Annotated in this window: 22 protein-coding genes; 12 read left to right on the top strand and 10 right to left on the bottom strand. The window is 57.9% G+C overall.

The features are described 5' to 3' along the window. Window positions 1–31 precede the first annotated feature (31 nt). Entirely contained in the window at window positions 32–1,930 is a 1,899-nt protein-coding gene (locus ACR0LN_RS01455) for a hypothetical protein (RefSeq protein WP_480427245.1), read from the bottom strand. A gap of 164 nt (window positions 1,931–2,094) precedes the next feature. Between ACR0LN_RS01455 and ACR0LN_RS01460 the strand changes: the two genes are divergently transcribed. Continuing rightward, window positions 2,095–2,790, top strand: coding sequence for an SIMPL domain-containing protein (locus tag ACR0LN_RS01460; protein WP_480427247.1), 696 nt, complete (start codon window positions 2,095–2,097; stop codon window positions 2,788–2,790). On the opposite strand, the gene ACR0LN_RS01465 is transcribed toward ACR0LN_RS01460, so the two are convergent. From ACR0LN_RS01465 to ACR0LN_RS01475, 3 genes are all read right to left on the bottom strand, one after another. Beyond that, the gene (locus ACR0LN_RS01465) at window positions 2,746–3,504 is read right to left on the bottom strand and encodes a GNAT family N-acetyltransferase (RefSeq protein WP_480427249.1); all 759 of its coding nucleotides are present in this window, start codon (window positions 3,502–3,504) and stop codon (window positions 2,746–2,748) included. The genes ACR0LN_RS01460 and ACR0LN_RS01465 overlap by 45 nt on opposite strands. A 3-nt stretch (window positions 3,505–3,507) precedes the next feature. Next, the gene (locus tag ACR0LN_RS01470; protein ID WP_480427250.1) at window positions 3,508–4,800 is read right to left on the bottom strand and encodes an O-acetylhomoserine aminocarboxypropyltransferase/cysteine synthase family protein; all 1,293 of its coding nucleotides are present in this window, start codon (window positions 4,798–4,800) and stop codon (window positions 3,508–3,510) included. 72 nt (window positions 4,801–4,872) lie between these two features. Continuing rightward, window positions 4,873–5,868, bottom strand: coding sequence for a hypothetical protein (locus ACR0LN_RS01475; RefSeq protein ID WP_480427252.1), 996 nt, complete (start codon window positions 5,866–5,868; stop codon window positions 4,873–4,875). Window positions 5,869–6,185: 317 nt separating this feature from the next. Here ACR0LN_RS01475 and ACR0LN_RS01480 point away from each other — a divergent pair, with 317 nt between their 5' ends. Continuing rightward, complete coding sequence (locus ACR0LN_RS01480) at window positions 6,186–7,520, top strand: NAD(P)-dependent oxidoreductase (RefSeq protein ID WP_480427255.1); 1,335 nt, start codon at window positions 6,186–6,188, stop codon at window positions 7,518–7,520. A 69-nt stretch (window positions 7,521–7,589) separates the two neighbouring features. Next, window positions 7,590–8,894, top strand: coding sequence for an NAD-dependent dihydropyrimidine dehydrogenase subunit PreA (gene preA, locus ACR0LN_RS01485; protein WP_480427256.1), 1,305 nt, complete (start codon window positions 7,590–7,592; stop codon window positions 8,892–8,894). Window positions 8,895–8,941: 47 nt separating this feature from the next. On the opposite strand, the gene ACR0LN_RS01490 is transcribed toward preA, so the two are convergent. Further along, window positions 8,942–9,550 (bottom strand): TetR family transcriptional regulator C-terminal domain-containing protein, encoded by a 609-nt coding sequence (locus ACR0LN_RS01490; RefSeq protein ID WP_480427258.1) that lies wholly within the window; start codon window positions 9,548–9,550, stop codon window positions 8,942–8,944. 171 nt (window positions 9,551–9,721) lie between these two features. Between ACR0LN_RS01490 and ACR0LN_RS01495 the strand changes: the two genes are divergently transcribed. The 9 genes from ACR0LN_RS01495 (at window position 9,722) to ACR0LN_RS01535 (ending at window position 18,612) form a co-directional block, all read left to right on the top strand. Beyond that, the gene (locus ACR0LN_RS01495) at window positions 9,722–10,972 is read left to right on the top strand and encodes a Zn-dependent hydrolase (RefSeq protein ID WP_480427260.1); all 1,251 of its coding nucleotides are present in this window, start codon (window positions 9,722–9,724) and stop codon (window positions 10,970–10,972) included. 92 nt (window positions 10,973–11,064) lie between these two features. Continuing rightward, on the top strand, window positions 11,065–12,519 hold the full coding sequence (gene hydA / locus ACR0LN_RS01500; RefSeq protein WP_480427262.1) for a dihydropyrimidinase: 1,455 nt from the start codon (window positions 11,065–11,067) through the stop codon (window positions 12,517–12,519). A 55-nt stretch (window positions 12,520–12,574) separates the two neighbouring features. After that, complete coding sequence (locus tag ACR0LN_RS01505) at window positions 12,575–13,369, top strand: ABC transporter ATP-binding protein (protein WP_480427264.1); 795 nt, start codon at window positions 12,575–12,577, stop codon at window positions 13,367–13,369. Continuing rightward, on the top strand, window positions 13,362–14,294 hold the full coding sequence (locus ACR0LN_RS01510; protein WP_480427681.1) for an ABC transporter permease: 933 nt from the start codon (window positions 13,362–13,364) through the stop codon (window positions 14,292–14,294). The genes ACR0LN_RS01505 and ACR0LN_RS01510 overlap by 8 nt, the downstream gene beginning before the upstream one ends. Then, window positions 14,291–15,136, top strand: a complete 846-nt coding sequence (locus ACR0LN_RS01515) for an ABC transporter permease (protein WP_480427265.1) — start codon at window positions 14,291–14,293, stop codon at window positions 15,134–15,136. Before ACR0LN_RS01510 ends, ACR0LN_RS01515 begins: the two co-directional genes overlap by 4 nt. Before the next feature lie 57 nt (window positions 15,137–15,193). Next, window positions 15,194–16,183 (top strand): ABC transporter substrate-binding protein, encoded by a 990-nt coding sequence (locus tag ACR0LN_RS01520; RefSeq protein WP_480427268.1) that lies wholly within the window; start codon window positions 15,194–15,196, stop codon window positions 16,181–16,183. 153 nt (window positions 16,184–16,336) lie between these two features. Then, a complete protein-coding gene (locus tag ACR0LN_RS01525; protein ID WP_480427269.1) occupies window positions 16,337–17,050 on the top strand; it encodes an ABC transporter permease in 714 nt (237 codons plus the stop codon). Beyond that, on the top strand, window positions 17,043–17,777 hold the full coding sequence (locus ACR0LN_RS01530) for an ATP-binding cassette domain-containing protein (RefSeq protein WP_480427271.1): 735 nt from the start codon (window positions 17,043–17,045) through the stop codon (window positions 17,775–17,777). The genes ACR0LN_RS01525 and ACR0LN_RS01530 overlap by 8 nt, the downstream gene beginning before the upstream one ends. A gap of 19 nt (window positions 17,778–17,796) precedes the next feature. After that, window positions 17,797–18,612, top strand: coding sequence for an ABC transporter substrate-binding protein (locus ACR0LN_RS01535; protein ID WP_480427274.1), 816 nt, complete (start codon window positions 17,797–17,799; stop codon window positions 18,610–18,612). 53 nt (window positions 18,613–18,665) lie between these two features. On the opposite strand, the gene ACR0LN_RS01540 is transcribed toward ACR0LN_RS01535, so the two are convergent. The 5 genes from ACR0LN_RS01540 to fdh3B form a co-directional block, all read right to left on the bottom strand. Beyond that, a complete protein-coding gene (locus ACR0LN_RS01540) occupies window positions 18,666–19,538 on the bottom strand; it encodes a substrate-binding domain-containing protein (RefSeq protein ID WP_480427277.1) in 873 nt (290 codons plus the stop codon). Beyond that, window positions 19,539–19,664 carry a hypothetical protein gene (locus ACR0LN_RS01545; RefSeq protein ID WP_480427279.1) on the bottom strand — a complete coding sequence of 42 codons (126 nt, stop codon included), beginning with the start codon at window positions 19,662–19,664 and terminating at the stop codon, window positions 19,539–19,541. Continuing rightward, on the bottom strand, window positions 19,661–20,938 hold the full coding sequence (locus ACR0LN_RS01550) for a c-type cytochrome (RefSeq protein ID WP_480427281.1): 1,278 nt from the start codon (window positions 20,936–20,938) through the stop codon (window positions 19,661–19,663). Before ACR0LN_RS01550 ends, ACR0LN_RS01545 begins: the two co-directional genes overlap by 4 nt. Next, window positions 20,939–22,147, bottom strand: coding sequence for a formate dehydrogenase subunit gamma (locus ACR0LN_RS01555; protein WP_480427282.1), 1,209 nt, complete (start codon window positions 22,145–22,147; stop codon window positions 20,939–20,941). It lies immediately after the preceding gene. A 70-nt stretch (window positions 22,148–22,217) separates the two neighbouring features. Next, entirely contained in the window at window positions 22,218–22,814 is a 597-nt protein-coding gene (fdh3B, locus tag ACR0LN_RS01560; RefSeq protein ID WP_039530246.1) for a formate dehydrogenase FDH3 subunit beta, read from the bottom strand. Between the last annotated feature and the right edge of the window lie 15 nt (window positions 22,815–22,829).

Raw genomic sequence — 22,829 nt, forward strand, 5'->3', positions numbered from 1 at the left:
GTGGTTTGGGCGTAGGTGCTCGCCCGAACCTTCAACTGCGTGGCATTTTCAGCGTCACGTTCCTGCCTTTCTTCTGATAGCGAAGCTCGGTATCGCCAATGGCAATAACCTTGCCGCCATCCAGACGGTCCCCGACCTTCAGCTTTTTGTATCGACCGCTGGGCAACCGTACCAAGGCCCGGCGATTGGCGGGCGTGCCATAGACCCCGATCAGATTCAGTTTGCGCAGGTTAAGGGCATTGTCGATCGTGGCCTGCCGCGCGACAGAAGCAGATGACGGGATTTTGGGCGCGACAGCCCTGGGCTGGAACGATCCGGCCTCGTCCTGTGCAATGGCCGCCGTGGAACCGAGGTTGGTGGTTTGGGTGCCCGGGGATGGAGCCAGCCCTGCAGGGCGCGGCTTAGGGCGTGGGACGCGAACTACAGCCAGAGCAGTCGGAGTGTAGTCTATTTCTTCTTGCTGCAAGGATGCGGGACGCAGCTTGGGGCGTCGACCCGCAAGTTCCTCACGCGTTCGACCGCCCAGTTGTTGCCGCTCGAACCGTTCCGTCAGGTCTTTGGGCCGTAGTTTGGGGCGCAACTCGGCCAGCCTGTCCAAAGCGTCCTCAGGCGTAGGTTCCTGTTCGAAACGCACAGGCGGTTCTGGCGGCACTTTTACCGGTCGCCCGAGGTAGACCGTAACCCCAGCAGGGTTCAGAGTGCCCTTGACACTGGGCGTAACCAATCCGCGCTCATCCAGTTCGAACCGGGTGCCGGCGGTGCCGGGTAACGCGACCTGCTCAAATGGGGCGTCGGTGGCGAAACTCTCGCTCGGGGGGAGCGCAATTGCGTCATTTGACAGGTCAGAATTGTCAACCGATGCCAGATATGGCTCGTCATCGGGGGCAGGGGCTGGGGCCACCAATGGGTCGGGTACCGAAACGACAACGCCAGGTTGCGATGATGTCGCTTCTGTTTCCGGATCGCGGGGAACCTCGTCAACGACCGATGGCGCGATGTTCAATGCTTCGAGAATCGCGGCATCCGTAGGCGACAGATCAGGTTGGGCCAAATCGGATTCGTCCGGCTGCGAAGATGCGATTTCTGCTGCCTCTTCAGGCGCTTCAAGAAGGGGAGTTTCTATTTCTGAGGACTGCTGCGCTACGGTGTCGGGTTCAACTTCCGGTTCAAATGGGTCGTCTTCCGTTTGGGCCACCTGCGGGGCGGTTTGCTCGGTGCTGTCAGAACCGGTCAGCGTCCAGACACCGAGTACGGCCACAAGGACCAAAATAGCTGCTGCCGGAACCACGTATCGTTTGGCAGACGCATCCTTGGCCGTTTCGGCACGGGCGCCTGCGTCCGGTGCCGATCCGAAAACTTCCGAAGGCGTCATATCGGCAATGGGGTGGGCCTCCGGGGCAGTATCGACGGCTTCTGCCGTTGTCGTTTCCGCGATGACCGCCGCCGCAGAAACCGCGGTGTCAGACGTGATAAACTGAGGTTCGTTTGGGAAAACGTCAGGATCAGACTGAGCGGTGATCTGGACGGGAATAAACCCGTGCTCGGATGCGAACTCGCGGGCTTCGTGCAATGTCTGCTGTGTGATGGCGGCCACGTAAGTGGTGGTGCCGACGGTGGCGGAATCAAAGACCAACTCGTCGATCGAATACGGTGTGGCCTTGGCCAGTTCCGCCTGCAACAGTCTTGCGCTTTCCTCGGGCGGTTGTCCGTCCGTTTCCGAAGACAAGAAGCGGACCTGATCGTCTGGAATAACAAGCTTGCAGTTCAGGTTGTTTTCCAACGCAAAGGCCTGGTCCCGCAATGCGTGCAATTGTTCATTCAGGTCAGGCGCGTCCAGAGCAACCTCACCAATGCAAAACCAATCGTCGTCCGATTGGTGGTGCACAGATATTCCGGTTGCAGAAAAAGACAGCGCAAAGGCGGGTTTCATATTCCCGAGGAACCATAATTGTCAGCATCAATGCAAACGGGTTTCCGTCCGCAGGCCGACATTAAAGCAGGAACCCGCCGAGGGAAAGAAAAAGCCGGATATTCCCCTTGTTTGATGAACTTCGGCGTCACCATGTTTAAATGAGAGAAATGGGAGGGAAGACCTTGAAGAAAATTGCTTTTTTGGCCGCCATGATGGCCGTGACCGCTGCGGGGATAGCCCATGCGGAAGAACGTCGCATCACCGTGGATGCGGTCGGCACCGTTGAGGCCATGCCGGACATGGCAACCATCACATTGGGTGTGACTAACGAAGACCCGCAGGCGTCAAATGCAATGCAGGCGACATCCGATGCCGTTGCTCAGATTCTGAAGCGGCTGGAGGACATGGGGGTCGAAGCGCGAGACGTTCAAACCCGCGATCTTTCGTTGTCTCCGGTCTGGTCGGGACACAACAATTCAAATGGGGAACGGCCTGAGATTTCCGGCTTTGTCGCATCTAACAATGTTCAGGTTCGGGTTCGTGATCTGGCACAATTGGGCACAATCATGGATGCGGTCATTCAGGACGGGGCGAACAATTTTGGTGGTCTAAACTTTGGTGTGCAGGACCCCAAGCCGCTGCAGGTGCAGGCTCGTGCCAAGGCCGTGGCCGATGCGACTGCAAAGGCCGAGCAACTGGCGCAGGCGGCCAATGTGACTTTGGGTGAGGTTCAGCAGATTAGTGAGCAGTCCGGCGGGGTTCGCCCAGCACCGCAGATGCGCGCCATGGCTATGGCTGAAGGCGGTGGCGTTCCTGTGGCAGGGGGCGAGGTTTCAGTCTCGACCCACGTGTCGATGGAATTCGGGATTGCTGACTGATCCCTTGCTTTGATCGCGGGCCATCAGCGGTTCCCGTTGCTGGCCCGTCTGGTCGAAATTGTCCGGCGAAAGCCAGGCTTCGAACGCGGCTTTAATGCGCGGCCATTCAGCGTCGAGGATCGAATACCAAGCCGTATCCCGGTTGCGACCCTTGTAGTGGGTGGCCTGTCGAAAGATGCCTTCGAAGGTAAAGCCCAGCCTTTCCGCCGCACGGCACGATGCGGCGTTCAGCGCGTCGCATTTCCATTCATACCGACGATATCCCAGCTCGTCGAAGACGCGGCGCATCATCAGGAACATGGTCTCGGTCGATTGCGGGCTGCGCTGCAATAGGGGTGAAAAGTGGATATGGCCCACCTCGATCACACCTGCCGCTGGTTCGATTCGCAGGAACGAAGCCATTCCGACCGGTGTTTCATTGCTGTCCAGAACCGTGTGGAACATCGGGTCTGCGTCCATACAGGTTGCGCGTGTCCAATCCTCGAACTCTTGCTCAGAACTGAATGGCCCATACGGCAGATAGGTCCAGTTGCGACCGCCTGTATCGTTGGCAAACGCCCGGTACAGACCGGGTGCGTGCCTGTTAACGTCTAGCGGCACTACGGAACAATAATGGCCCTCCATCGGCGTATAAGGCGGGGTCGGGCGAGGGAAGTGGCCCGAGACCGGCAAGCCAATGGGTTGACCCAGATCGTTGGTGTCGTGCTCGCTCATGACTCAGGCCGTGGCTTTGGCCAGCGCCTGATCCAGATCGGCGATCAGGTCATCAGCATCTTCAATCCCGATGGACACACGAACGACGCCGGGACCAGCACCTGCGGCCTCTTGCTGTTCTGGGGTCAACTGACGGTGCGTGGTCGAGGCTGAGTGGATGATCAGCGACCGGGCATCGCCCAGATTGGCGACGTGGCTGAAGATCTCAAGCGCGTTGACCAGCTTGATGCAGGCGTCATAGCCACCTTTGACGGCAAAGGTGAACAGCGCACCGGCACCCTTCTTGTATTGCGCCTTAACCCGTTCGTGATACGGAGACGAGGGCAATCCGGCGTAGGTGACGTATTCGATGCGGTCATCCGCCTCGAGCCAGGCGGCGATTTTCTGTGCGTTTTCTACGTGACGCTCCATCCGCAAGGAAAGGGTCTCGATCCCTAGCAAAGTGTAGTGCGCAGCCTGTGGGTTCATTGTCATGCCAAGGTCCCGCAGACCAATGGCAATACCGTGGAAGGTGAAGGCCAACGGCCCAAAGGTTTCATGGAATTTCAGCCCATGATAAGCTTGTTCCGGTTCGCTGAGCGATGGGAATTTTCCATTCGCCGACCAGTCGAACTTGCCCGAATCCACAATGCAGCCGCCGGTAACGGTGCCGTTGCCGGTCAGGTACTTGGTCGTCGAGTGCACGACCAGCGTCGCGCCATGTTCGATCGGGCGGCACAGGTACGGTGTGGCCGAGGTGTTGTCGACGATCAGCGGAATGCCCGCCGCGTCTGCAACGTCCGCCAAAGCGCGAATATCGGTGACGTAGCCGCCAGGGTTGGCGATGGATTCACAGAACACCGCGCGGGTGTTTTCGTCGATGGCGTCTTTCACAGCATCCAGATCGTCGGTGTCCACGAACTTGGCCGACCAACCGAACCGTTTGATGGTCTGGCTGAACTGCGTGACTGTACCGCCATACAGACGGGTCGAGGCAACCACGTTGCAGCCCGGACCCATTAGCGGGAACAGCGCCATGATCTGCGCCGCGTGGCCTGAAGAACAGCACACCGCACCTACGCCACCCTCAAGCGTGGCAATGCGTTCCTGCAGAACGGCCACCGTTGGGTTGGTCAGGCGGGAATAGATGAAGCCGACCTCTTGCAGGTTGAACAAGGCGGCTGCGTGATCAGCATCACGGAATACGTAAGCCGTTGTTTGATAGATCGGAGTCTGACGCGCGCCTGTTGCGGGATCAGGCCGTGCGCCCGCGTGAATTTGCAGCGTATCAAAACCGTAAGTGGGGCCGTCAGACATCGTCAAAATCTCCTGTTGGAATGTATGTTGCAGAATCTCTAGGCGATTGAGGGCCTTCGCACAACAATCCTGTCAGCGCATCCACAGGCCGTTGTTGCGGATCGTGTTTCGAATGGCCTGCTCGCGCTGTGGCAGGTTATTGCGGTCGAACAGATCACGGATCTTGTGGCCCTTGCGTTGCAGAACCAGCTTTTTGATCGGGTCATACCCTTTAAGCACCTTCTTGATACGGTTGGGTGCCACGACGGTTTCCAACACCTCGACCACATGGTCGCTTTCGCGGGCGTAAAGCAGCGGAAAGAGGCGGTAGTGACAGCTGACCAAACCATCGAGCATGCCGGGAGGAATGGCATCGCGCCCCCCGCCGAAGGAATGAATGACCAGCGGCAACGTTGCCTGATCCAGCCAGGGATCAAGGTTCTGTCCTGCCAGCTCCGGGATTTCTTCATCTCGGATTGTGCGGGCAAAATTCAAGAACCGCTCTGCGAACTGGTGCGGGCAGGAATAGAAGAAATAGCCCGCGTTGAAGTATAAGTACCGCCGCCAATAATCGACCGGCTGGCTGGTATCCAGGGAACTTTCGAAATCCAGCCCAAACCGGTGGTACAGCGCGCGCCAGATGCCATCGAAACCTGGGCCATAGAGCGTGGGTTTCGGCCAAGTGCCCTCGACCTTTTGCGAGGCGCCGGGGCGGTCGAAATCGAAGGGGACCGATGCCAAGTCCCCAGTGATCAGCGTATCGCTGTCAAAAAAGACAAAGGGTTCGCCTTCGGGCAGGGCTGTCAATGCTTCGATCTTATTTCCATACGGATAGCCCTGACCAAACACATGATTTTCAAAGGGCAGGATTTCCGCGTCCAACTGTTTCAGAGCTTTCAGTACGTCCTCATTCTGGATGCTGGGGTCTTGCTCCCATTGTGGGCCGGGTTGCGGCACGGCCACGAACAAGCGGCCTGAGAAATGCGGAGAGCTGTGGCGCAGGGATGCAGCAAACAGAAGTGCTTCGTATTGCAGGCGGTTGTTTTGCCCGATGATGACGATGTTGAACTTCAAAGGGCTGGCCTGCATCGGTTGACTTTCGGGTATTGGCCGCTGACCGGCGCTGCTCGGGGTATCTTGGACCTACAGCACTCGGATTGGCCCGTCAAAACCAGATGGAGAACTTTGCAAAATGGTGAAACTTTGGTCGATCAAGGCGCGTACATGTATGCCTACGGTGGTTTGTGTTCGTCCGTTGCCAGAAAAACGGGCGTTTTTAGCCGATTAACGACCGAAAAGGTCAGGGAATTTGAGTTTTTGGTGATTTTCTAAATTTTACCAATTGATAAAAAATCAGATTGTGGCAAGCTGAGGCCATAACAAACATATCTACAGGGAGTAGAGCGATGGCACAGGGCCAGATGGCCCCCGGCATTGTCTCCGGGCGGCTTTCCAGCGATGAGCTGACCTCGAATTTCACGGATCTGCATCCGCCACTGGCCGCACATGAGGCCGCCGTGGCAGCGGATCGGTGTTATTTCTGCTATGACGCGCCGTGTGTAACGGCCTGTCCGACGGATATCGATATTCCGCTGTTCATGCGTCAGATTCAGGCCGGACAACCCGAAGCTGCGGGCGAGACCATTTTGGCGCAGAACATTCTGGGCGGCATGTGCGCCCGCGTTTGCCCGACCGAAACTTTGTGCGAAGAGGCCTGCGTGCGCGAAGCTGCCGAGGGTGCTCCGGTCGAGATTGGCCGCCTGCAACGTTATGCGACCGACAGCGTGATGGTCGCAGAAGATCACCCGTTTGAGCGCGCCGCACCGACAGGCAGGACAATCGCCGTGATCGGGGCAGGACCAGCGGGGCTGGCCTGTGCGCACCGTTTGGCGATGTTCGGACATGACGTGGTGATCCACGAAAGCAAGCCCAAGCCCGGCGGTTTGAACGAATATGGCATCGCCGCCTATAAATCGACCAACGACTTTGCCCAAGCCGAAGTGGATTGGCTTTTGAAAATCGGCGGCATCACCATTGAGACCGGTTCGGCACTGGGCGAGGGTATCTCGCTGGACGGTTTGGTTGAGAACTACGATGCCGTCTTCCTGTCCATTGGCTTGGCCGGGGTAAACGCATTGCGGACGGATGGGGTCGAGAAGGACGGAGTGCGGTTTGCCGTCGATTTCATCTCGGACGTGCGTCAGGCTTCTGATTTGGCGAACCTGCCAGTGGGGCGCAACGTGGTCGTCATCGGCGGTGGTATGACCGCCGTGGACGCAGCGGTGAAGTCCAAGCTGCTGGGGGCAGAGCACGTGACCATCGCCTATCGCCGTGATCGCGATGCGATGGGAGCCAGCCGCTATGAGCAGGATTTGGCGGCTTCGCATGGCGTCAAGATCATGACCAATGTGCAACCCGTCGCTGTGCATGGAAACGGAGCAGCGGTCGAGATCGAATTGGAGTATACTACCAGCCGTAACGGTCAGTTGACCGGAACCGGTGAGACGATCCGTTTGGCTGCAGATCAGGTGCTCAAGGCGATCGGTCAAAAACTTGAGGGCGCGCCGGAGGGTCTGGAACTGGATGGCAACAAGATCGCTGTGACCGGGGATGGACGCACTTCGATGGCCGGTGTTTGGGCCGGGGGCGACTGTGCTGCGGGCGGAGAAGACTTGACCGTGACCGCCGTGGCCGAGGGCCGTGATGCCGCGATGGATATTCACTCGAGCCTGAGCGCATAGCCGCCTGGTTGCGCTGTGAGTATTTGTGAAAAGATGAAGATGCTGATCTGCATCAGGGAGGCCGGATAAATGGCTGATTTGAAGACAAACTTTCTGGGTATCGAAAGCCCGAACCCGTACTGGCTGGCCTCGGCGCCGCCAACCGACAAGGAGTATAACGTCCGTCGCGCATTCGAGGCCGGATGGGGCGGTGTTGTGTGGAAAACGCTGGGGTCCGAAGGTCCTCCGGTCGTGAATGTAAATGGGCCACGCTATGGTGCGATCTATGGTGCGGATCGGCGGTTGTTGGGTTTGAACAACATCGAACTGATTACCGACCGCCCGCTTGAGGTGAATCTTGAAGAAATGGCGCGGGTCAAGTCCGACTACCCGGACCGTGCGCTGATCGCCTCGATCATGGTTCCATGTGAGGAGGAGGCATGGAAAGCCATCCTACCACGTGTGGCCGAGACCGGCGCGGATGGGATTGAGCTGAACTTTGGCTGCCCGCACGGGATGAGTGAGCGCGGCATGGGGTCGGCCGTGGGGCAGGTGCCGGAATATATCGAGATGGTGACCCGCTGGTGTAAGCAATACTATGATCGCCCGGTCATCGTGAAGCTGACACCGAACATTACCGATATCCGCAAGCCCGCCGAAGCCGCGAAAAACGGTGGTGCGGATGCAGTGTCGCTGATCAACACGATCAATTCGATTACCAGTGTCAACCTGGACACGTTCAGCCCCGAGCCGTCGATCGACGGCAAGGGCAGCCATGGTGGCTATTGCGGCCCGGCGGTGAAGCCGATCGCTCTGTCGATGGTGTCCGAGATTTCGCGGGCTCAGGCGACGCATGGTCTACCGATCTCGGGCATCGGCGGCGTAACCACTTGGCGTGACGCGGCAGAGTTCATGGCGTTGGGTTGCGGCACTGTGCAGGTCTGTACCGCTGCAATGACCTATGGGTTCAAGATCATCGACGAGCTGACCGCCGGTCTGTCCAAGTGGATGGATGACAAGGGCTTCAAAGATGTGTCGGAGATCGTCGGGCTTGCGGTGCCGAACGTGACGGACTGGCAGTATCTGAACTTGAACTACGTGGCCAAGGCCAAGATTGATCAGGACCAGTGCATCAAGTGTGGCCGCTGCTATGCCGCGTGTGAGGACACCAGTCATCAGGCAATCTCAATGTCGGAAGATCGCGTGTTCGAGGTCATGGATGACGAATGCGTCGCCTGCAATCTATGCGTCGATGTCTGCCCGGTCGAAGGATGTATCACTATGGAGCCAATGGCGGCTGGAGAGGTCGATCCGCGCACCGGATTAGAGGTGCAGCCAGACTATGCGAACTGGACGACGCACCCGAACAATCCAATGGCGAAGGCTGCCGAATAAAGTGATCAGGGAAAACAAGAAGGGGCCAAAATGAGGCCCCTTTTTTCTTATGGTGTCAGCAGTTTGCGGTAGAGCGTATCAATAAACGGCTCGGCACCTTCGAAAGGGTCTTCTTCACCCAAGATCGCACGTACCTGTACATCGAAATCGGCATAGTGCTGCGTCAGTGCCCAGATCGAGAAAATCAGGTGATGGGGGTGCAGTTGCGTGATTTTGCCCTGGTCCATCCAACCGGTCAGAATCGCGGTTTTTTCGTCAACCAATAACTTCAGGTCGCTAGATAAGGAATCGTGAATTCGGGGTGCCCCCTGCACCAACTCATTTGCAAAAAGGCGGCTTTCGCGTGGCAATTCGCGGCTCATCTGCAGTTTGCGGCGAATGTAGGACAGGATTTCCTCCATCGGGTCGCCGTTGGCATCCAGATCGTGCAAGGGGGCCAACCATGTTTCCAGCAGGCCGGACAAAAGCGCGGTGTGGATCGCCTCTTTGGATGGAAAGTAATACAGAAGGTTCGGCTTGCTCAGCCCGGCTTCGGTGGCGATTTGGTCAACGGTTGCACCGCGGAACCCGTGCGCGGAAAACACGTTCAGGGCAGCCTCGAGAATCGCGGCGCGGTTCTTTTTCTGAATTCTGGTTGGGGCGCGGTCTTTGGGCATGTTTTCAGGCTGTCTCTTTTTCCGGCAAGCAGTCGCTGAATAGGCCAAAATTTTGGACTGCGCTCTGCAATTTCTTGACTGGTGACGAACCCGTGATAGCGTGAGTTTGACCAGTTGGTCAAATCAAGGCACCAAAAGCGAGCTAAATCGCAAGCAACAGGGAAGAATAAGATGGCGGCTCCGGCGCAGAACATCAGGATCAATGGCGACAGGTTGTGGGATAGCCTGATGGAGATGGCCAAGATAGGTCCCGGTGTTGCGGGCGGAAATAATCGCCAGACCCTGACAGATGAAGATGCTGAAGGTCGCGCGCTGTTCCAGAAATGGTGCGAGGAAGCAGGATGCGTCATGGGGTTGGACCAGATGGGGAATATGTTTGCCCGTCGGGAAGGCACAGACCCCGACGCGCTGCCGGTTTATGTGGGCTCGCATCTGGATACCCAGCCAACCGGTGGTAAATATGACGGTGTTCTGGGCGTGCTAGGTGGATTGGAGATCATCCGAACTCTGAACGATTTAGGCATCAAGACCAAACATCCGATCGTGGCAACCAACTGGACCAATGAAGAGGGGACGCGTTATGCGCCTGCGATGTTGTCCTCGGGTGTGTTTGCGGGAATGCACACGCAGGACTGGGCCTATGACCGTGAGGATGCCGAGGGCAAGAAGTTCGGCGATGAATTACAACGCATTGGTTGGCGCGGGGACGAAGAGGTTGGTGCCCGCAAGATGCACGCTTTCTTTGAGCTGCATATCGAACAGGGGCCAATCCTTGAAGCGGAAGGCAAGGATATCGGCGTTGTAACTCATGGTCAGGGTTTGAGTTGGACCCAGATCACCGTGACCGGCAAGGATGCCCATACCGGCTCGACACCGATGCCGATGCGCAAGAATGCTGGGCTGGCAATGGCGCGGATTCTTGAGAAAGTAGATGAGATCGCCTGGTCGCACGCGCCGCATGCTGTAGGTGCGGCGGGGCATATTGAGGTGTTTCCGAACTCACGCAACGTGATACCGGGCAAGGCTGTGTTTACTGTCGATTTCCGCTCACCCGAACTGGACGTGATCACGGATATGGAGAGCCGGTTGCGCGTAGCTGCGCAGGACATCGTCAATGAAATGGATTTGCATATCGCGTTTGAGAAAGTTGGCGGGTTTGATCCGGTAAAATTCGATGAAGGCTGCGTTGCGGCTGTTCGCGATGCGGCAGAGAGGTTGGGATATTCCCATCGAAACATCATTTCGGGCGCGGGGCATGATGCGTGCTGGATCAACCGCGTGGCGCCGACCGCAATGGTGATGTGCCCTTGTGTCGATGGGCTGAGCCACAATGAGGCGGAAGAGATCAGCAAGGATTGGGCTGCCGCCGGGGCGGATGTTCTGTTTCACGCAGTCGTCGAGACGGCTGAGATCGTGGAATAGGGGGCTCTGCCCCCGTCGCCCGCTGGGCGACTCCCCCGAGGTATTTTTAGCCAGATGAAGCAAGCGGCGCAGACCGCGTCAGGGAGACTAAAATGAGCACTGTTATCAAGAACGGAACCGTCGTGACCGCCGATCTTTCTTATAAGGCGGATGTGTTGGTCGAAGGTGGTGTGATCACCGAAATCGGGATGGACCTGAAAGGTGACAAAGAGCTGGACGCAACTGGGTGTTATGTCATGCCGGGCGGGATTGATCCGCATACGCATCTGGAAATGCCGTTTATGGGAACGTACTCCAGCGATGATTTCGAAAGTGGGACACGGGCGGCCTTGGCGGGCGGTACCACCATGGTGGTGGATTTTGCGCTGCCAAATCCCGGCGAGGGTTTGCTGGACGCTTTGAAACGCTGGGATAACAAGTCGACCCGCGCGAATTGCGATTATTCGTTCCACATGGCCGTGACCTGGTGGGGAGAGCAGGTGTTCGATGACATCAAGACGGTGATCGAGACACGAGGCATCAATACCTTTAAGCACTTCATGGCCTACAAAGGTGCGTTGATGGTGAATGATGATGAGTTATTTGCCTCTTTTAAGCGCTTGGCTGAGCTGGGCGGTATAGCCATGGTTCATGCCGAAAACGGTGACGTGGTGGCCGAGTTGAGCGCCAAGTTACTGGCTGAGGGCAATACTGGTCCCGAGGCGCATGCCTATTCCCGTCCGCCGCAAGTGGAGGGCGAGGCGACCAACCGTGCCATCATGATTGCGGATATGGCCGGTGTTCCTCTGTACGTCGTGCATACTTCTTGCGAAGAAGCGCATGAGGCCATCCGGCGGGCCAAGATGAACGGCAAGCGTGTTTGGGGCGAACCTCTGATCCAGCACCTGACGCTGGATGAGAGTGAGTATTTCCATCAGGATTGGGATCATGCCGCACGGCGGGTTATGAGCCCGCCGTTCCGAAACAAGCAACATCAGGACAGCTTGTGGAACGGGTTGCATTCCGGCACGCTGAGTGTTGTGGCGACCGATCACTGCGCCTTCACGACCGAGCAGAAACGGTACGGAGTTGGGGATTTCACCAAGATTCCGAACGGGACAGGAGGGCTGGAAGACCGGATGCCGATGCTATGGACGCACGGCGTGAACACGGGGCGGTTGACTATGAACGAATTTGTCGCGGTCACTTCGACGAACATCGCCAAGATATTGAATTGCTATCCGAAAAAAGGCGCAATTCTAGTTGGCGCGGATGCGGACATCGTTGTCTGGGATCCCGAAAAGACCAAGACGATCAGCGCCGATACACAGCAATCTGCGATCGACTATAACGTGTTTGAAGGCAAAGAGGTCAAGGGTTTGCCGCGGTTTACTCTGACCCGGGGACAGGTGGCGGTGCATGACGGTGAAATCCGCACTCAGGAAGGACATGGTGAGTTCGTGGCGCGTGAGCCGAATGGGCATGTAAACAAGGCGCTGAGTACGTGGAAGGAACTAACTGCGCCACGACCAGTGGAACGGACAGGCATCCCCGCGACGGGCGTCTGAAGCGCGCGGGCTGCCGCGAAGGCGGCCCAAAGCCAAACCTTTTCAAGGCAATGGAATGAATACTGAAAGCACGACCCAGCCCGTTATCGAGGCAAGGCAACTCGACCTAACTTTCCAAACCAATGACGGGCCGGTCCATGCGCTCAAGGATGTGAACCTGACCATCGACAAGGGTGATTTTGTCAGCTTCATTGGCCCCTCGGGCTGCGGTAAAACCACCTTTTTGCGCTGTATCGCGGCGCTGGAAACACCGACCGGGGGGACGCTGACCGTCAACGGCATGACCCCTGATGAGGCGCGGCGCAACCGGGCCTATGGGTATGTGTTTCAGGCGGCGGGGCTGTATCCATGGCGGACCATATCAAAGAATATCAAGCTGCCGCTTGAGATCATGGGATTTTCGGCCTCGGAACAGGACGAGCGGGTGAGAAAGGTTCTGGAACTTGTTGATCTTGAAGGGTTTGGAGGCAAGTTTCCGTGGCAGCTTTCTGGCGGAATGCAGCAACGGGCCAGCATTGCACGGGCGTTGGCGTTTGATGCTGATATCCTGCTGATGGACGAACCATTTGGTGCTTTGGATGAGATAGTGCGTGATCACCTGAATGAGCAGCTATTGGCCCTTTGGGCGCGGACCAAAAAGACCATCGGCTTCGTCACGCACTCGATTCCCGAAGCGGTGTATCTCAGTACCAAGATCGTGGTGATGAGCCCGCGACCGGGGCGGATTACGGATGTGATCGACAGCCCTCTGCCAAAGGAGCGGCCGTTGGATATTCGCGATACGCCGGAGTTTATTGAAGTCGCCCATCGCGTGCGTGAAGGTCTGCGGGCGGGGCATGCGGATGACTAGCGCGGGGATCAGAGCTGTCTGGGCCGTCCTGACCGTTGTGGGTATTATTATCCTTTTTTGGTATGCCGCCAGCGTGCCGATGAACATCAAGGGTGTTCTGACCGAATTCGAACGGGCTGGAGAGGAGGTCGATCCGCCCAAGGCCGTTGATCGGCGCGACATGAGCGAGTTTGAGCTGGTCATCGACAACCCATACGCCATTGATGAAACCTGGGATCAGGACAGACCCCGTTTGCCCGCCCCGCATCAGGTGGCAGAGGAGTTGTGGGAAACCACCGTTGAGAAAAAGATCACGTCGAAAAGGTCCCTGATCTATCATTCCTGGGTGACACTCAGCGCCACGATGCTGGGCTTTGCGATTGGTACAGGGCTGGGCATCCTGCTGGCCGTTGGAATTGTGCATAGCCGCGTAATGGATCTGTCGGTCATGCCATGGGCCATCGTCAGCCAGACCATTCCGATTATCGCGTTGGCACCGATGATCATCGTGGTTCTGTATTCGGTGGGCATTCAGGGGATCATTCCCAAGGCGATCATCTCTGCCTATCTAAGCTTTTTCCCGGTTGTGGTCGGCATGGTGAAAGGCTTGCGCAGCCCGGACGCGATGCAATTGGACCTGCTGCGCACCTACAACGCGAGCCGGTCGCAGGGGTTCTGGAAGCTGCGCCTTCCAGCGTCCATGCCGTATCTTTTCACCTCGCTGAAAATCGGGATTGCCGCTTCGTTGGTTGGGGCTATCGTCGGCGAGCTACCTACAGGGGCAGTCGCCGGGCTGGGCGCGCGGTTGCTGGCGGGCAGCTACTATGGTCAGACAGTGCAAATCTGGTCCGCCCTGTTTGCCGCGGCCATTCTGGCGGCCTGTCTGGTTGGGCTGCTGGGCCTGATCGAACGGACGGTGCTCAAGCGGATGGGGATGGCGCAATGATGGCTGTTCTTGGAGCAATCGGTGTCTGGCTGTTGGGTTGGTGGTTGAATGCGCGCTTAGCAAGCGGTCCATACGCCGACACGCGAACGGTGCGTTTTCTGGCGCCGTTGATTTTTGGCCTAACCGTCATCGCGATTTGGGAACTGTTGGTGCGCGGCCTTGAAGTGCCTCTGGTAATCCTACCTGCGCCGTCAGTGATCGCGGTGCGATTTGCCGACAGCCTGCCAACCCTGTGGGCGGATTTTGTGCAAACCATCATCAAAGGCGCGCTGAGTGGCTATATCATCGGCTGCGGGTCGGCGTTCCTGATGGCGATTGCAGTAGACCGGTGGGATTTTCTGCGCCTCGGGCTGCTGCCAGTTGGAAACTTCGTGGCGGCGCTGCCGATTGTGGGTACGGCCCCCATTCTGGTGATGTGGTTCGGCTTTGATTGGCATTCCAAGGCGGCGGTTGTGGTGGTCATGGTGTTCTTCCCCATGCTGGTGAATACAGTGGCAGGGCTGCGAGAAGCCACGGCCATGCAGCGCGACCTGATGGAGACCTACGCGGCAACCTATTGGCAGAGCTTCCTGAAACTGCGCCTGCCAGCCGCGATGCCGTTTATTTTCAATGGCCTAAAGATTTCTACCACCCTGGCGCTGATCGGCGCTATCGTGGCCGAGTTCTTTGGTTCACCAACCCTGGGGATGGGTTTCCGGATCTCAACCAGTGTCGGACAGCTTTCGCTGGATATGGTCTGGGCCGAGATCGTCGTGGCCGCTTTGGCCGGAACGGCGTTCTATGGGGTGGTTGCCATGATCGAAAAGGCGGTGACCTTCTGGCACCCGTCGCAACGCGGATAACAGGACTTCAACAGACCCCGAAAACGGGGCGACAACAAGCAACTAGGAGATATGAAGATGAATAAGCTACTCAGCGGGGCGATTGCCGCCTTTAGCATGGCAGCCAGCGCGGCGCTTGCGGCGGATGAGGTGACATTGCAACTGAAATGGGTCACGCAGGCGCAGTTCGCGGGCTATTACGTGGCCAAGGACAAAGGGTTCTATGAGGAAGAGGGGCTGGACGTCACTATTCTGCCCGGTGGCCCGGATATCGCGCCGACGCAGGTGATTGCTGGCGGTGGCGCGGATGTGACCGTCGAATGGATGCCTGCTGCATTGGCCGCGCGCGAAAAGGGTCTGCCGCTGGTGAACATTGCGCAGCCGTTCAAAAGCTCTGGCATGATGCTGACGTGTTGGAAGGATGCCGGAATCTCCTCGCCCGAGGATTTGAAGAACCGCACGCTGGGTGTTTGGTTTTTTGGGAACGAATTCCCGTTCATGAGCTGGATGAGCCAGTTGGGTATCGACACCAGTGGCAAAAGCGAAAGCGGTGTCGAGGTTCTGAAGCAAGGCTTTAACGTTGACCCGCTGCTGCAGCGTCAGGCCGATTGCATCAGCACCATGACCTACAACGAATACTGGCAGGTGATTGACGCGGGCGTCAGCCCGGATGAACTGGTGACTTTTAAGTACGAAGATCAGGGCGTCGCAACGCTTGAGGATGGTCTGTACGTTCTGGAAGAAAACCTCAGCGATGCGGCCTTCGCCGACAAGATGGAACGCTTCGTGCGTGCCTCGATGAAAGGCTGGAAATACGCTGAGGAGAACCCGGACGAGGCCGCCGAGATCGTGTTGGAAAACGATGAGACTGGTGCCCAAACCGAAGAGCATCAGAAGCGCATGATGGGCGAGATCGCCAAGCTGACTGCTGGCTCAAACGGCGCACTGGACCCGGCAGACTTTGAGCGCACGGTGGGTACACTTTTGGCTGGCGGTTCTGATCCCGTGATCACCAAGCAACCTGACGGTGCCTGGACTCATCAGATCACGGATGCGGCGCTGAACTGATCCCATCTCCATTGAGAAAAGAACGCGGTCCCGATCGGGGCCGCGTTTCGTTTTTGAGGTGTCGGAAACGTGTCTGTACTTGGCCTGCAGATGTACTAGTATTATTGTGAAATTAGCGGCATTTCATACGAATAGCCGAAATGACGGAAGAAAATGCAGGGATTTGCATCAGAATTCAGCTCAGCAATCTCTCTGATCCTGAACGGGGATTCAGAGTTGTGGGCGATTGTGCTGCTGTCTTTGAAAGTGTCGGTATTTGCTGTGCTGATTTCGGCGTTGATTGGCATGCCTGTCGGGGCGGCTTTGGCGGTTGCTCGGTTTCCGGGACGGCGGATACTGATCGTTCTTATGAATGCTCTGATGGGGTTCCCTCCGGTTGTGGTCGGCCTGTTGGTTTACCTGATGTTGTCGCGGTCGGGGCCTTTGGGCGTGCTGGAATTGCTTTATACACCGACCGCTATGATCATCGCTCAAGTTGTGCTGGTCACACCGATTGTTGCCGCCTTAACCCGGCAAGTGGTTGAGATGCTGGCTGAGGAGTACTCGGAACAACTTCGCTCGTTGGGTGTTTCGCGGCTGGCGTCGGTGCCTGTTTTGTTGTGGGACGCGCGGCTGGCACTCGTAACGGCCTTGCTGGCTGGATTTGGACGAGCCATTGCTGAGGTTGGCGCGGTCATCATAGTGGGCGGTAATATCAATCACGTCACGCGGGTGATGACAACGACCATTGCTCTGGAGACCTCAAAGGGAAATCTGGCGCTTGCTTTGGCACTGGGGGCGATTCTGATTGGAATCGCGGTGGCGGTGAATGCAATGGTCAGCACGCTCAGCCTGCGGGCCGAGCGGGAGGGTCTACGCCATGCGTGATCTGGTCTCGGAAATGGCGAGTTGTTTGTCTGTGGATGGGGTGCGAATTTCCCGCAAGGGCAAAGTGCTTCTGGATGTGTCGCGCCTGTTGCTGGACGGGCCGGGGCCGACGTTGATCCTTGGACCGAACGGGTCCGGCAAAAGCTTGTTGTTGCGCTGCCTGCACGGTCTGATTGTGCCTGATCGTGGGCATGTGCAGCAGGATGGCGTGGTCCTGAATGCTGAACATAAGGCGCGTCAGGGAATGGTGTTCCAGCAGCCCGTACTGCTACGCCGGTCGGTCGCGGCCAACTTGGATTTTGTGCTGAAACGGCAGGGTCTGCCTCGAGGAGCGCGAAAGGCTCGTATCGAGGAGTTGCTGGCCGAGGGTGGTCTGGAAGGCAAGGCCCGGCAATCCGCCCGGTCTTTGTCCGGCGGAGAGGCACAACGGCTGGCCATCCTTCGAGCCCTCGCGCTGGATCCCGAGACCTTGTTTCTGGACGAACCCACCAGTGCGCTGGACCCGAGCGCGACGCAGATGATCGAACGGATGATCCTGCGTGCGTCATCCCGAGGCGTGCGCATAGTCATGGTGACGCACGACATCGGGCAGGCTCGGCGGTTGGCCGCCGATATCGTGATGATGCAGGGCGGTCATGTGGTTGAACACGGGGCGGCGAAACAGGTACTGGATGCCCCCGCAAGCGACGCCGCGCGTCGGTATCTGGCGGGCGGGCTGGTCACTTAATCAAAAAACGGAGATCTAAATGATCCGGAATATCGTTCGAGCAGCTTTGATCGCTGTTGGCCTGTCGGCGGCAGTAGCCAACGCAGAAGAGCCATTCATCGTAGTGCAGTCCACGACGTCGACCCAGAACTCGGGCCTGTTGGACTACATCCTGCCGGGGTTTGAGGCTGAAACAGGTATCGACGTGCGTGTGGTCGCCGTTGGTACCGGTCAGGCGATCCGGAACGCTATCAATGGCGATGGTGACGTTTTGCTGGTGCACTCCAAACCGGCCGAAGAGCAATTCGTAAGCGATGGTTGGGGTGTCGAGCGGTTTGACGTTATGTACAACGACTTTGTCCTCGTTGGCCCCAAGTCTGATCCGGCCAAGGTGAAGGGAGGCATGGACATCGTGGCCGCCCTGCAAGCAGTGGCCGAGGCCGAGGCGCCATTTGCGTCGCGCGGGGATGACAGCGGCACCCATAAGGCCGAGATGCGCCTTTGGGTTGCGACGGACGCCGACCCCGTTGCAGCTTCGGGGACATGGTACCGGGAGACCGGATCAGGCATGGGTGCGACCTTGAATGTTGCAAATGGGATGGGGGCCTATGTGCTTACGGATCGCGCTACGTGGCAGTCCTTTGGCAACAAGGGAAACCAAGAGGTCTTGGTCGAAGGCGATCCGCGGCTGTTCAACCAGTACGGCATAATCCTGGTGAACCCTGAAAAGCATCCGCGTGTGCGGGCGGCCGCGGGGCAGAGGTTCATCGACTGGCTCACTGGTCCAGACGGGCAGGCCGCCATCGCGTCTTACAAATTAGACGGCCAGCAGTTGTTCTTTCCCAACGCGCAGTGATTTGGCCTGCGGCCAAGCCTTTGGCGAGAGTATTTGTGCGCAGATGAAGTGAGCTAGCCGCTTGCGCCGTTGTGGTGAATTGTTCCCAAACCGGACAAGTTATAGCCACCGAACTCAGCGGCGCGCGTACTGAAACGGTCAGATTGCAAAAATCTAAGCAGTTTCAGCATCGGTTCATCGAAATAGGCACGGCGCCAGATGGCCAGATCCAGACGCTCGGAATGGGTTGGCGTAAATCCCAGATTGTAAAGCCCCGCCAGCGCGCCCAGCCCAAACCCTGCTTCGGCCTTGCTGTCGTGCAGCGCTATGGCCAGTTCTTCTTCGGTACGGGCACAGGTTGGCAAAGTGTCCAGATCGTCGCGTGACAAACCATGGGCTTCAAGCTGTGTATCGAACAGGCGCTGACTGGCGGCGCTGTCTTGGCGCAGAACGACCTTCCGGCCTTTCAGATCTGCAAATCCGGTGATGTCTTTTGTTGCGGGAGCCAGTAGCAAACCGCGTTGTCGTCTAGCGATTTCGTACAGAACCACCGGGGCCTCGCCCAACTGGTCACGTAAGGCGCGCGTGTTGAAACCGTCGTCTTCGTGAATATGCAAGGCAGCAGCTTGTGCGCTGCGGTCGGTCAGGCGGGTTAGGCCGTCGAATGAACCATCGTAGTAGGTCGCCAGTCCCGATCCACTTTCGCGCAGCGCCCAATCCAGCAATGGGTCGTGGCTACCGGCAACGATGGGGGGCAGGGGTGGTTCGGCCACCTGCGGTCCCGAGCGTGAAGCATTGAGCCAGGCTATAACTTCGACCCTTGGAAACAGCAGCTTGCCCATGGCGCGCACACAGGGAACCTCGCCCGATGAGGCAAGATCATAAGCTTTCCGCTCGCCAATGCGCAGCAGGTCGGCCAATTCTTTTGTGGTCAGGTATTCAGGCATTCAGTCGAGACGCACAGCCGAACCAGAGCCTGCATCGGCGGCGCTGAACCCGATTTGTTGCAACGCAAAGGGGGCTGCGACGGTAATCACGACCATTGTGGCCGCAGCGGCGAGAAAGGCTTTCATTGGTCTCCTCCGGTTGCGTTCCCAGGTGCTGTTGCGCGGCGCAAAAAGGCGATCAGATCGTCACGGTCTTGCGCTTGTGTGATCCGCTGCATCGGCATCTTTGATCCCGGAATGTAGTGGTCTGGCCCCTCGTCGAAAAGGGCATTTATTGTTTCATCATTCCAAATGATATCAGAGTCTTGCAGCGTGTCCGAGTAGAAATATCCCGGCAGCGTACCAGCCTTGCGGCCAAAGACCCCGTGCAAGGTCGGCCCGGCACGTCGCTGCCCGTCAGGCGTCAGGCTGTGACAGATCGAGCATTTGCGGGCGAATTGCCGTTCTCCGTTGCTCATCTCCTCTGGGTTTTTGAGAAAGCTGGGTTCTGTTGCAGCCATCTGCTCTTGATCGCCAAGGGCCGAGACGGGCCAGCTATACATCGCTTCGTCAATGCCACCCGCGTAAATGTTCCGACCGTCCGCAGAAAATGCAAGCGCCCAGACCGGCCCGCGTAAAGTGGCGCGAAAGTCTTGTGATATCTGCCAGTCCTGCGTGTCGATGATCATGATGTAGCCCTCACCATCACCCACTGCCAGTAAGCTGCGGTCGGGGCTGAGGGCCAGTGCCAGAATGGGGCGGCGGTCGAGGGTGAAATCTCGTTCTTCTCCGGTTGTCAGGTCAAAGATGCGTGTCACACCGTCAACGGCACCATATGCGATCCAGTTATCCGCAGCATTCAGGACCAGCTCATTGATGCCAAACCCATGTTCGACAAGGCGCAGGGTCTCTTGCCCGCTTTCTACGTCCCAAACACGCAGGGTGCCGTCCATGCCTGCCGAATAGAGCTTTGCGCCATCCGGCGAAAAAGTCACCGCATTCACACCACTGCCGACCATTAGCATTTTCGAGGGCGAGCCATCCTCGGGCCATAGCCCTATGGTACCGTCCCAACTTGCCGTGGCCACATGAGTTTTTGAGGCGGCCAGTCCAACGATCTTACCCTTGTGCTGGCCGAAAATCTCTCCACCGGGCCAGCGGCGCAGGGTGAAGTCGTCTCCGGCGGAATAAATCGCCCGACCATTGAAGGCCACCGAATTAACGGCGGCCTCGTGCCCTTCGAACCATTCCGGCGTTCGGCCCGACCAAAGGCCAACCGAATTGTCGAAACTGGCCGTAGCGATCCGCCCATCCGGCGCAGCGGCGATCCCCATGATCGGCCCGCCATGACCTTTGAGTGTGAAGAACTCGGCCAAGGCAGGTAGGGGGATCAAAGCCAGTGTCAGAACCAGCCCCCGCATCTATTCCGCAGGGGAGGCCGCAGCCTTACCTGCCTCTTTTCCCTTCACTTCTTCCAGCCAAAGCGAGTGATGCTCGCGCGCCCATTGCTCTTCGACTTCACCGGTGCCCATGGCATCGAACGCGCCTTCCATGCCGACTGAGCCAAGATAGATATGCGCGATGATAATGGCGATGAAGACATATGCCACCATCACGTGCCAGACCTGCGCGTATTGCATCTCTTCTTGCGGAGACATCTGTGTTGGCAGGTTCAAACCCAGCAACTGCGGAAGGCCGGTGGCATTGGCAATCGAAAAGGTCTTGGCAAACATCGGCAGCTCAAACGGGAACAAAAGCGACAGCCCCGACAGGCTGATCGATACACCCAGCAGGATACAGGCCCAGAAGATAACCTTTTGTCCTGCGTTGAATTTCTTGGCCGGCGGATGGCTACCTTTTGTAAAGAGGCCCCCTCCGGCGGCCAACCATTTTAGGTCAACCCGGTTGGGGATGTTGTGGGCGATCCAATTCACGGTGACGATGACCAGCCCCAACATAAAGGCCCAGGCGAGGTTGTTGTGCAGCCATTTGCAACCCTGTGCGATGGTGGCGAAACCCTCTTTCCCGAAAACCGGGATCAGGAAATCGCGGCCATAAAGGGTAAGCAAGCCCGTTACCCCGAGGATTAGAAAAGACCCAGCAAACAGCCAGTGGCCGAAGCGTTCAAAGCCGTTAAACCGGGTCACGGTTCGACCGGTTTTCTCTCCGTCGATGCGGATTTTTCCACGGATCAGAAAGAACAGAACGATGATGGCGATCATCCCGCCCAGGATATATGTCCCATATTCACGCAGCGGCCCGGTGCGGAAGTTCAGCCACCACATGCCGCCGTCTTGTATCAGAACCCCCGCCGCAGGCCCCTTGGACGAAACGGTCGTGTTCGCCGAGCCGTATCTTATGGCGCGGTAAACATCGCTGTCCGATGCAACGCCGCGTGTCCCCAGTTGCCCCAACAGGCCCTCGGCATTGCCCTGTCCGGTGTTTTCCGATCGAAAGCTGTTGTCCACTTTCTCTCCGCGCTGACGGGCGAGAATGTCCTCAAGTGTTGTTGCTCCACCGGTCTGAGCGCGTTCATCGGTCGTAGGGGCCGGTTCGGCGTCGTTTGATTGCGCGACAACGGCGTTTGCCAATCCTAGGGCGAACAGGAATGCAATGAGTAAGCGGAACATCTGAACCTCGGTCAAAATTCCAAATCAGGCGACCCGCGCGGGCGGGTCACCTGCTTTTCAAACAGACGGATCAGCCGTCTTTCTGGTCGTAGGCGGTGCCCCAACCCCACGCGCCCGAGCCGAACCCGCGCGCGACGACACGCTCGCGGTAGATGGCCGAGACCACGTCGCCGTCGCCGGCCAGCAGGGCCTTGGTGGAACACATCTCGGCGCAGATGGGCAGTTTGCCCTCGGCGATCCGGTTGCGACCATATTTGGCGAACTCTGCGGTCGAGTGCGTTTCTTCGGGACCGCCTGCGCAGAAGGTACACTTGTCCATCTTGCCGCGCGATCCGAAGTTGCCCGCCTGCGGGTATTGCGGCGCGCCGAACGGGCACGCGTAGAAGCAATAGCCACAGCCAATGCACAGGTCCTTGGAGTGCAGGACGACCCCTTCTTCGTTCTGATAGAAGCAGTCAACCGGGCACACCGCCATGCAGGGCGCATCCGAGCAATGCATACAGGCTACCGAAATCGAGCGTTCGCCCGGGTCACCGTCATTGATCGTCACCACCCTGCGGCGGTTCACGCCCCACGGCACCTCGTGTTCGTTCTTACACGCGGTGACGCAGGCATTGCACTCGATGCAGCGTTCGGCGTCGCAGAGAAATTTTGCTCTTGCTGCCATTTTTCTCTTCTCCTC

The sequence above is a fragment of the Ruegeria sp. AA6 genome, assembly GCF_056542865.1.

Bases quoted from the DNA above. Each gene is read 5' to 3' on its own strand.
- ACR0LN_RS01455 (WP_480427245.1), bottom strand. From the start codon at position 1,930: ATGAAACCCGCCTTTGCGCTGTCTTTTTCTGCAACCGGAATATCTGTG.
- ACR0LN_RS01465 (WP_480427249.1), bottom strand. From the start codon at position 3,504: ATGAGCGAGCACGACACCAACGATCTGGGTCAACCCATTGGCTTGCCG.
- ACR0LN_RS01470 (WP_480427250.1), bottom strand. From the start codon at position 4,800: ATGTCTGACGGCCCCACTTACGGTTTTGATACGCTGCAAATTCACGCG.
- ACR0LN_RS01475 (WP_480427252.1), bottom strand. From the start codon at position 5,868: ATGCAGGCCAGCCCTTTGAAGTTCAACATCGTCATCATCGGGCAAAAC.
- ACR0LN_RS01480 (WP_480427255.1), top strand. From the start codon at position 6,186: ATGGCACAGGGCCAGATGGCCCCCGGCATTGTCTCCGGGCGGCTTTCC.
- preA (WP_480427256.1), top strand. From the start codon at position 7,590: ATGGCTGATTTGAAGACAAACTTTCTGGGTATCGAAAGCCCGAACCCG.
- ACR0LN_RS01490 (WP_480427258.1), bottom strand. From the start codon at position 9,550: ATGCCCAAAGACCGCGCCCCAACCAGAATTCAGAAAAAGAACCGCGCC.
- ACR0LN_RS01495 (WP_480427260.1), top strand. From the start codon at position 9,722: ATGGCGGCTCCGGCGCAGAACATCAGGATCAATGGCGACAGGTTGTGG.
- hydA (WP_480427262.1), top strand. From the start codon at position 11,065: ATGAGCACTGTTATCAAGAACGGAACCGTCGTGACCGCCGATCTTTCT.
- ACR0LN_RS01505 (WP_480427264.1), top strand. From the start codon at position 12,575: ATGAATACTGAAAGCACGACCCAGCCCGTTATCGAGGCAAGGCAACTC.
- ACR0LN_RS01510 (WP_480427681.1), top strand. From the start codon at position 13,362: ATGACTAGCGCGGGGATCAGAGCTGTCTGGGCCGTCCTGACCGTTGTG.
- ACR0LN_RS01515 (WP_480427265.1), top strand. From the start codon at position 14,291: ATGATGGCTGTTCTTGGAGCAATCGGTGTCTGGCTGTTGGGTTGGTGG.
- ACR0LN_RS01520 (WP_480427268.1), top strand. From the start codon at position 15,194: ATGAATAAGCTACTCAGCGGGGCGATTGCCGCCTTTAGCATGGCAGCC.
- ACR0LN_RS01525 (WP_480427269.1), top strand. From the start codon at position 16,337: ATGCAGGGATTTGCATCAGAATTCAGCTCAGCAATCTCTCTGATCCTG.
- ACR0LN_RS01530 (WP_480427271.1), top strand. From the start codon at position 17,043: ATGCGTGATCTGGTCTCGGAAATGGCGAGTTGTTTGTCTGTGGATGGG.
- ACR0LN_RS01535 (WP_480427274.1), top strand. From the start codon at position 17,797: ATGATCCGGAATATCGTTCGAGCAGCTTTGATCGCTGTTGGCCTGTCG.
- ACR0LN_RS01540 (WP_480427277.1), bottom strand. From the start codon at position 19,538: ATGCCTGAATACCTGACCACAAAAGAATTGGCCGACCTGCTGCGCATT.
- ACR0LN_RS01545 (WP_480427279.1), bottom strand. From the start codon at position 19,664: ATGAAAGCCTTTCTCGCCGCTGCGGCCACAATGGTCGTGATTACCGTC.
- ACR0LN_RS01550 (WP_480427281.1), bottom strand. From the start codon at position 20,938: ATGCGGGGGCTGGTTCTGACACTGGCTTTGATCCCCCTACCTGCCTTG.
- ACR0LN_RS01555 (WP_480427282.1), bottom strand. From the start codon at position 22,147: ATGTTCCGCTTACTCATTGCATTCCTGTTCGCCCTAGGATTGGCAAAC.
- fdh3B (WP_039530246.1), bottom strand. From the start codon at position 22,814: ATGGCAGCAAGAGCAAAATTTCTCTGCGACGCCGAACGCTGCATCGAG.